This is a genomic window from Terriglobales bacterium, assembly GCA_035454605.1.
In the GTDB taxonomy this organism is placed as follows: Bacteria; Acidobacteriota; Terriglobia; order Terriglobales; family Acidobacteriaceae; genus DATMAB01.
Window position 1 is genome coordinate 1 of the sequence record DATIGQ010000147.1, and the last position, 8,745, is coordinate 8,745.

General features: G+C 65.5%; 10 protein-coding genes. 4 read left to right on the forward strand and 6 right to left on the reverse strand.

The features are described 5' to 3' along the window. The 4 genes from VLE48_10655 to sucB form a co-directional block, all read left to right on the forward strand. Positions 1-720: thiamine pyrophosphate-dependent dehydrogenase E1 component subunit alpha (locus VLE48_10655; protein ID HSA93461.1), on the forward strand; the 720-nt coding region annotated here is incomplete at its 5' end. A gap of 49 nt (positions 721-769) precedes the next feature. After that, a complete protein-coding gene (locus VLE48_10660) occupies positions 770-1,744 on the forward strand; it encodes an alpha-ketoacid dehydrogenase subunit beta (protein ID HSA93462.1) in 975 nt (324 codons plus the stop codon). A 37-nt stretch (positions 1,745-1,781) separates the two neighbouring features. After that, entirely contained in the window at positions 1,782-1,937 is a 156-nt protein-coding gene (locus tag VLE48_10665) for a hypothetical protein (GenBank protein ID HSA93463.1), read from the forward strand. A gap of 154 nt (positions 1,938-2,091) precedes the next feature. Further along, on the forward strand, positions 2,092-3,423 hold the full coding sequence (gene sucB, locus VLE48_10670) for a 2-oxoglutarate dehydrogenase, E2 component, dihydrolipoamide succinyltransferase (protein ID HSA93464.1): 1,332 nt from the start codon (positions 2,092-2,094) through the stop codon (positions 3,421-3,423). Between the two features lie 58 nt (positions 3,424-3,481). Here the strand turns inward: sucB and VLE48_10675 are convergent, their stop codons facing one another. The 6 genes from VLE48_10675 to VLE48_10700 all read right to left on the reverse strand — a co-directional run bounded on the left by VLE48_10675 (position 3,482) and on the right by VLE48_10700 (position 8,513). Continuing rightward, positions 3,482-3,742, reverse strand: coding sequence for a hypothetical protein (locus VLE48_10675; GenBank protein ID HSA93465.1), 261 nt, complete (start codon positions 3,740-3,742; stop codon positions 3,482-3,484). A gap of 70 nt (positions 3,743-3,812) precedes the next feature. Further along, on the reverse strand, positions 3,813-4,028 hold the full coding sequence (locus tag VLE48_10680; GenBank protein ID HSA93466.1) for a hypothetical protein: 216 nt from the start codon (positions 4,026-4,028) through the stop codon (positions 3,813-3,815). Between the two features lie 36 nt (positions 4,029-4,064). Further along, positions 4,065-6,401: a hypothetical protein gene (locus tag VLE48_10685; protein HSA93467.1), complete on the reverse strand. Its 2,337-nt coding sequence runs from the start codon at positions 6,399-6,401 to the stop codon at positions 4,065-4,067. Between the two features lie 71 nt (positions 6,402-6,472). Beyond that, positions 6,473-7,450, reverse strand: coding sequence for a hypothetical protein (locus VLE48_10690; GenBank protein ID HSA93468.1), 978 nt, complete (start codon positions 7,448-7,450; stop codon positions 6,473-6,475). Further along, positions 7,447-7,947 carry a hypothetical protein gene (locus tag VLE48_10695; GenBank protein ID HSA93469.1) on the reverse strand — a complete coding sequence of 167 codons (501 nt, stop codon included), beginning with the start codon at positions 7,945-7,947 and terminating at the stop codon, positions 7,447-7,449. Before VLE48_10695 ends, VLE48_10690 begins: the two co-directional genes overlap by 4 nt. Before the next feature lie 146 nt (positions 7,948-8,093). Next, positions 8,094-8,513, reverse strand: coding sequence for a hypothetical protein (locus VLE48_10700; protein HSA93470.1), 420 nt, complete (start codon positions 8,511-8,513; stop codon positions 8,094-8,096). Positions 8,514-8,745: the final 232 nt, after the last annotated feature.

Here is an 8,745-nt window from a genome sequence, read left to right on the forward strand (position 1 = left end):
GGCGACCTGATTCCGGTGCTGGCGGGGGTGGCGCTGGGTGCGCGCATGCAAGGGCGGAACATCGCGGTGATGACCTACATCGGCGATGGGGGCCAATCTACCGGAGTGTTCCACGAAGGGCTGAACTTCGCCGCGGTGCAGAAGCTGGGACTGGTGTTGATGGTGGAAAACAACGTGTGGGCGTACTCGACGCCGACCGAGATGCAGTTCGCGGTGGAAGACCTGGCGACTCGCGCACCGGGCTATGGTGTGCCGGGAGTGATCGTGGACGGGACGGACGCCTGCCAGGTGTACGACGCGGCGCACGAAGCCTGCGAGCGAGCCCGTCGCGGCGAAGGCCCGACGCTGATCGAAGCCAAGATGATGCGCATGAAAGGCCACGCCATCCATGACGCCGCCGGGTATGTCCCGAAAGAACTGTTCGAGTTCTGGCGCAAGCGCGATCCCATTGCGCGTTTCGAGAAGTATCTGCTGGAGAAGAAGTGGCTGACACCAGCGGAGAACAAGAAACTGATCGAGGGCGTAGAAAAAGAGCTGGAAGCCGACCGCGAAGCGGCGGTGGCTTCACCGATGCCCAAGCCGGAGACGGCCGCGAGCGGTGTCTACTGCGAAGAGGGATGCCACGAAATCAAGTTGAAGTATGGGGCGGTGAAGGCAACGCGAAGAAAAGCTGAAGGCAAGCGGTTAAAGGAGACCGAAGCGGCGGTGCATTTGAAGTAGGTTTCCCGTTGTCATCCTGAGCGTAGCGAGGCGCAGCCGAGCGAACTGAATGCCAACCGTCACTTATCTCGAAGCCATCCGCCAGGGACTCTGGGAGGAGATGGAGCGCGACCCGGCGGTGTTCTGCATCGGGGAGGATATCGGCATCTACGGCGGGGCGTTCAAGGTGACCGACGGGTTCATCCATCACTTCGGGCCGGAACGGGTGATCGATACGCCGATCGCCGAGTCGGCGATCGTGGGCGCGGCGTTCGGGGCCGCGCTTACCGGGATGCGACCGGTGGTGGAGTTCCAGTTCATCGACTTCATCGTGTGCGCCTTCAATCAAATCACCAACATGCTGGCCAAGGCGCACTACCGCTGGGGCGCGCCGGTGCCGGTAGTGCTGCGCGGGCCGTGCGGCGGCAACGTGCACGGCGGTCCGTTCCACTCGCAGAACCCGGAGATGTATTTTGCGCACACGCCGGGGCTGAAGGTGGTGGCACCGGGGACGGCATACGACGCCAAGGGGCTGATCAAGAGCGCGGTGCGCGACAACAATCCCGTGCTCTTCCTGGAGCACAAGTATCTCTACCGGCGCATCAAGGAGGATCTGCCGGAAGAGGAGTACACGGTGCCGCTGGGCAAGGCGCGTGTGGCGCGCGAGGGGCACGACCTGAGCATCATTACTTATGCGGCCATGCTGCAGGTGGCGCTGGAGGCGGCGGAGACCCTGGCGAAAGAGGGGATCGACATCGAGGTGCTCGACCTGCGGACGCTCGCGCCGCTGGACCGCGAAGCCATCACCGCCACAGTGCGCAAGACGAACAAGGCTATCATCCTGCACGAAGACACGAAGACAGGCGGGATCGCGGGCGAGGTAACGGCAGTGATCCACGAAGAGTGCTTCGACGATCTGGACGGGCCGGTGGTGCGCATCGCGTCGCTGGACACGCCGGTGCCGTTCTCGCCGCCGCTGGAAGAGGTGTTCCTGCCCAAGGTGGGAGATGTAGTGCGCGAGGCGCGGCGGTTGAAGGCGTACTGATTCTCACCGCCGAGATCGCAGAGCACGCCTAGGATTCATGATCAAAAAGACACCCAAGGGATACGTGCTTTATTCGCTGTCGAAGCCGCGGCGGAAGCTAGGCGGTCCGTACAAGACGCGTGAGGAAGCGCTGAAGCGCGAGCGGCAGGTACAGTTCTTCAAGCGACGCGGGAAACACCGCCGCGGAGCGTGACAAGTGCATGGGTCCTTCGCTTCGCGAAGGATGGCACCTTCCCCGGGAACCGTGAGGGAGATGGGGATCCGTGGCTGACGGCGTCCGGTGCGGCGCTTATAATCGGAGTTTGCGCCAGGTTCGAAGTTCCCACTAGAAGAGAGCGCGGAGAGCCATGCCAACCGATGTGATCATGCCCCAGATGGGGGAATCGATATTCGAAGGCACGCTGACCAAGTGGCTGAAGAAGCCGGGCGAGAAGGTGCAGCGCGACGAGCCGCTGTTCGAGATCTCGACCGACAAGGTGGATGCCGAGATCCCGGCGCCGGCCAGCGGTGTGCTGAAGGAAATCAAAGTTCAGGAAGGCACCACGGTGCAGGTGAACACGGTGGTGGCAGTGATCGACGCCGACGGCGCGGGAGCGGCGGCGACGGCACCGGCGAAGGCTCCTCCCGCAAAGGCAGCGGAACCAGCACCAGCGAAAGCGGCTGCGGCCCCACCCAAGGCTGCACCGGCGAAAGCACCGGAGCCGGCGCGAGCGCCGGTGGTGGAAATGCCGGCGGCGGTGGCGCGCGAAGAGGGCGAGCGCATACGGTCCTCGCCGCTGGTGCGCAAGATGGCCAAAGAGCACGGCGTCGACCTGCGCCAGGTACCGGGCTCGGGACTCGAGGGCCGGATCACCAAGGAAGACATCCAGGCATTCATCGCACGCGGTGGAGCCGCGGCAGCAACTCCGGCACGGGCGGCGACGGCGCCAGCGGCCGCGGCGGCCCCGGCGCCAGTGCGCGCACCGGCGGTGGTTCCGGGCGAGATCGTGCCCATGACGGCGATACGCAAGAAGATCGCCCAGCACATGATCGAGTCACGGCGGACCAGCGCGCACGTGCACTGCGTCTATGAAGTGGACCTGACCCGCGTGGTCAAGCTCCGCGAGCGGGAGAAGAAGACCTTCGAGCAGCGCACCGGCTCGAAGCTCACCTACATGCCGTTCTTCGTAAGGGCGGCGATCAACGCCATCCGCGACTGGCCCATCATCAACTCGTCGGTCGAAGCCGAGAGCATCCATTACCACCGCAACATCAACGTGGGGATCGCGGTGGCGCTGGACTGGGGACTGATCGTGCCGGTGGTGAAGAACGCCGAGGAACGCAACTTCCTGGGACTGCAGCGGGCCATTGCCGACGTGGGCGAGCGCGCAAGATCCAAGAAGCTGACTCCGGACGACGTGCAGGGAGCAACCTTCACGGTCACCAATCCGGGACAGTTCGGCGCGCTGTACGGCCTGCCCATCATCAACCAGCCCAACGTGGCCATCATGGGCGTGGGCGGCATCTTCAAGGCGCCGGTCGTGGTGACCGATGAGGCCGGGAACGACTCCATCGCCATCCGCTCGATCGTCCACCTGGTGCTGGGCTACGACCATCGGGTGATCGACGGCGCCGTAGCCGACCAGTTCATGGCCCAGGTAAAGACGTACCTGCAGGAGTGGAACGAAGACATCTACTAGCTTGCAGGTGACAGGAAGCAGGAAAGGCGGCAGGCCGAAAGGCCTGCCGTTCGTGTCTTTAGCGGCTCTTGGCCCAGGCGGAAGCGTTCAGGCATTCGACGACGCCGTCGATGATCTTGCTGAGGCCGTTGCGGAACTTTTCTTCGTCTACCACGTCCCTGCCGGTGACGGCTTCCGAGAGAGACAGGGCCGCAGCCACAAAATCGAGCGCGGACTGTTTCTTCTCTGCGCCGCTACGGCTGCCCAGTAAGCTTTCGATTCCGTGCACAATCACAGGGATGAAGGAGATGCCGCGCAAGAGCTTGGCGAGAAAAACCATGGGAACCTCCGGTTGTCAGTGGTTAGTGGGCAGTGGCCAGTCGCAAGTGGCGAGTGCCGAGTTGGTTTTGCTACTTCCGCAGGTAGTCGATGCCGGCGTGGAAGATGGTGAGCAGGGCGGCGAGGAAGGCGCCGATGCCTCCGGCGCGCTGGGCGAAAGCTTCGTGACGTTCGACGCGCTGTTCGAGCTGGCGCAGGCGGCCGGGCTGTCCGTTGCCGACGAGGGAGCGCATCTGCTCCTTGAGGACGGCGAGGTCGGCGAGGACGCGTTGTTCGAAATCAGTCATCTGGGGAGCCTTCCGCTTTCTGCTTTCCGTCAACGACTACAGCGGATAGTCCACGTGCAGGGCGGTGGAGTAGCGGGAATAGCGCGGCGGCGAGGAGTTGTCGAACTGGCGGACGAAGAACCCCACGACGCGCGTCACGCGGGTGACGGTGAAGGACTGTGTGGTGAAGCGGCCGACGAGGTTGCGATCGTTCTCCGGTCCCCAGCCGAAGTCGCTGCGGCGGACCTCGAAACCGCCGCCGGGGGGCGCGGCGACACCGGCGTCGATGGTGACGGTGGTGGAGGTAATGGTAGTGATCTCAGCGTCGGGCAGATCGGCGATGAAGGTCGTGCCGGCGGTGGAAACGGTGAGTGGGTCCTCCGGCAGGTCGCGCAGCGCTGAGTCCTCGAGAGCAAGCGCGAGGGGCGCAGCGGCGTCGTTGGCGAAGGCAATGCGGTAACGGCAGCGGTCGTTGACGAAGTCGGCGGCTTCGACATCGACCTCGCGTACGATGGCGCTGAAGCTGGCTGCCTGTGTGGGCACGTCCACGGTGACGGCATCGCCGGGAAGGACGTCATCTGTGGTGAAGCCGGGCAGGATATCGCTCCAGACTTGGTACTCGCCGGACCAGGATACTTGCGTGGCATCGCCGAGAACGGCGAGCGCGGCGTTCTCACAGTCGGCGGCGGCGCGCGGCGGTGGATCGAGCACGCGCAAGGCGGCCGCGCGCACCCCGTCATCTGCGCCCGAGGCGAGCGCGGCGATGCTGGCGGGATCGGTGACGCGCGCCTGGGCGCGTCCGCGCCCACGGTAACGCACCACGATCTCCTCGTTGGCGACCGGAACGTACTGGGAATGAAACAGCAGTTCATTGGACTGCAGCACGATGCACTCCGCACCCTCGGCGACCGCGCCCACCAGGCGGGTGCGGAATGACTGGGCGGGAATCACGCTGCGGATCTCGGTGCTGACGGCGCGAGCGAGGCGCGTGTAGGAAAGCTGGCAATGGGCGCTGAGCGCATCCACCGGCGCGTAGGTCACAAAGGCCGGCACCGTACTGACGATGGCGTCAAGCAGGATCGTGGAGGGAGCTGCCTGAGAGCCGGGACTGGCGGGATCGACGTCGTGCACCTCGAGGACGACCCGCACGTTGGCGGGAATCGAGCTGCCACCGAGTCCGCTACCCGCAGGATGGGACGAAGAGTGGAACAGGGACTGGGTGCGGAAGGGCTGGGTGGCGTAGAGCCGCGTGGTAAGAGAATAGCCGTGACCGGCAGCCGTGGTGATGGTGGGACCGGTGGCCACGCCGTTGATCAGGGCTTGAATCTGGGACTGGCCTGCCGATGGCGTAATGCGGAATCCGGCGAGGCAGTTGGCGATGGACACCGCTCCTGAATACAGCCCGCCGAGTACGGCGTCGGTGGCCGCAGCGAAGGTGGCCTCGCCGTGCTGGAGGAGCAACGCGCCGCCGAGCTCGACCGGCTGCACGGACTCCAGACGGGTGGCGCCATCGACGCCGGTCCCGCCCTCGACGTTCAGCTTGCCGCCAGCAACGCTGAAGGCGGAGGCGGGATCCGTGACGTTCCAGAGCAGCGGGTCGAGAGCGCCGCTCTTGTACTCGTCCTCGAAGATGCCCGCATTGCGGCGCGTGAAGGGCGTGTGGGAAAGCTGGAAACGTAGCGTAAGACCGTCGCCGAGGAAGTAGTCCTTGACCCAGGCGCGGGGCTCGACGCGGCCCACGACCGTGACGTCGTTCAGGGCGGGGCCGGCGGCGAAGAGACGGAGACCGTCGGGCGTGAAACCGACGGACGATTCCGCAATCGCATGGGTGACCGCTCCGACCGGCTGGAAGCTCAATGCGCCGTCATGAGCGCGCCATACCGCGCGGGCGAGCAACCCGAGTTCGGCAGCGTGGGCTGACCACGGCCGGCTGGGGCTGGCGGAGTAGGAGTCCAAAGCCACACCATCCTGCACGGCACTGGTGTCGAAGGCGCCGGGCAGCAGGTCGTCCGCCAGTTGTTCGAGAATGGAGCCGGCGCTGCGATTGATGAAGAGAGCGCGCGAGGGCAGGCGCTTGCGGTCGAGGACGAACTCGTCGCCGTGCGCGACGATCGCGTAACGGTAGACGGGCCCTCGCTCACCCCATCCGAGATACTCGTGCACCGGTGCCTGGGCGAGATAGCCGGTGAAGATCTTGATGCCGTCCGAGCGGCTCAGGATGATGCGCCCCCCGTTCAACGGAACGATGAAGGAGGGCGTATCCGCAACCAGCGAGAGCCGCAGCGCAGACGGGCGATTGAGGCGGCGCTCAATCCGGGGCGCAGCGCCGGCATCGAGTGTCGCGGTGTAGTCGCGCACGCCGGAGCCGTCCAAGTTGTCGATGGTAAGGAACAAGCTACTAGCTCCTGGCTGCTACCACTGTCCGCTTTCCCAAAAGTGGCGGAGGGGCTCGAGAAATCGAACCGTTAATACAAAGAGGCGGAGGGCGGCGGGTAGAAGGTGCGGTAGCAGAGCACGCGCTCCGCGTCGGCCGGGTCGCCGATGGGACGAGCGGTGAACGCGGCGCGCAGCGCGAACGACTCCAGCGGCCCGGCGACGGTGAAAGACGTCTCGCGCGCAGGCGCGGCGGGCTGGAGGAACGGATAGTGGAAGCAGACCCGTCCTCCCGATTCCGCCGGCAGAATGAATACCGCCGACCACTCCTGGAAGAAGCTGCCGGCCTCACGATCCACGAAAGCGATGACTTTCTGCACTTTGGAGTTCGCGGGAGGCGTGCCGGCCAAAAGCGGCTGCACCAGGAGGAGCGAAGTCGCTGTGGTGGATGCGACCTTGCCCAGGTTGAAGGAGGCACGGCGGATGAAATCGACGTCGTCGGATACGTCGGCGGGATTGCGCACGAACGCACCGGCAATGCCAGTGCCGACGTATCCCGTCTGGTTGACGTAGTCGACGTCGACGGAAATGACATCGCCGGTGGCGAAGGCGGCGACCGCACCGGATCCGACGATGATCTCCGTGGCGGTGGAGCCGGGCTGGAGAGCGACGGCCGGGATTCCCTTGGCGCCGGAAGGAATGCGCGGGCCGTTGGGATCGGGGTCGAGCACGTTGTAGTGCTCGGAGCCGCCGGCCAGCGCCATCTGCAGCTTGCCCCAGTCGAGGAAATCGAACTCGACGCGGGCTTCGAGGCGGGCGCGGAACTGGGACGCGGTGGTTCCCTTTGCACCGGCACGCACGGGCAAGACCTCGGTGCCGGGCAGGCGGCGGAAGTTGTCGATCCAGCCGACGTCAAGCCAGGGCGCGGGCGGGGCGTCGAGCGGAAAACCGGCATCCAGAGCGGGATCGAAGATGGCCGGGATGGAGCTGTTGCGGTCGACGGGAGCAAAGTAGGCGCGGACGCGTCGCGCGATGGGCGAAAGCGGCGGACGCAGGGGCGTGGTGCTCATGCGAGGTCAGCCTCAGGGAAGAAATAGACGGTGGTGCGCGCGGTGCGGCGCAGTTCGCCGCCGACGTTGACCGGCTCCGCGAGTTGCGGCGGAAGCCAGAAGACGCTGGTACCCAAGTCGATCGGTGCGGTCTGGGTGTAGTCGAGCTTAGGAGCGCCGTGCGGCGAGAAGATCTGCAGTAACTCGATGTCCAGAGTGGCAAGCATACGGCCACGGTCCACGCCACTCATGTCGTCCGTGCCCCGGGTGCGGTAGACGATGGCGCAGTCGAGTGCCAGCAGCGGACGCAGGGAGCGCGCCGCACTCTCTACCGCACGGACCGCGCCCCACACCACGTAGAAGGCGTCGAGCAACGCGCCAGTGGAGGTAGCGGGCTCATTTTCGGCGACGATCACCGCGGGGCGATTCACGCCGTCAAGGAACACGATGCGCGCCGGATTGAGCGCGGCCAGGCGGTCGCGGAGGGCGACGTAGAAGGTGTCTTTGGCGAATTGCATAAGGGCACGGGAGCAGGGGTTCGTGTGGCCAGCTAATAAGGAAGCTCGCGTCGCGCGTTCAGCCCGCAAAAGCGGCGGGCGCGCGGTCGCTCGCCTAGATCCTTCGCTCGACGTGAGGCAAAGGCGTCTCGCTCAGGATGACAGCCTCATTCTGTTGCGGTAATGCGGTAGAAGGCCGGGTCGTCGGCGAAGGCGTGGATGTCGACGCTGCGGACGCGCAGCAGCTTGTCGTTGTGCACGATGCCGATGGCATTGTCCAGGAGGGCGTCCGGAGAATCGAGATTGCGCGAGGCCGCCTGCTCCGCGACCGAAGCGGCGGAGATGACCAGCTCGACGCGCAGACCGACCTCGCCACGGGCGGCAGGCACGGCGCGCACCACGGCCGGCGTGAGCACTACGTCTTCGGTGACCGGCGAGGCCAGGCCGAGATCGGCGTTGTCCAGTGCCACGCTTTGCGGCAAGCGCACCGTGACGGCGCTGCCTCCGAGGGCGCGCAGCATCGATTCCGTCACTCGCGCCATGGCCTGGCTGCGGGCGGTTTCGAACGATTGGGGAAATTCGAACATGGCTAGTTCTCAGTTCTCAGTTAGTACCGAGTACCTAGTACCCAGTACCCAGTTGACGCGGCGAGTTGCCGCCATGACAGCCAGCGGGACGCCGGCGCTACCCCACTTTTTGGGCGACGTAGGGCGCGAGCCAAGCGCGGACGGCGGAGTCGATGAGCGTGTCCGAAAAGTATTCCAGGTGCATGCGGTCCAGGTTGCCGGCGCGGACATTGAGCGCGGGCGTGGCCTGGGC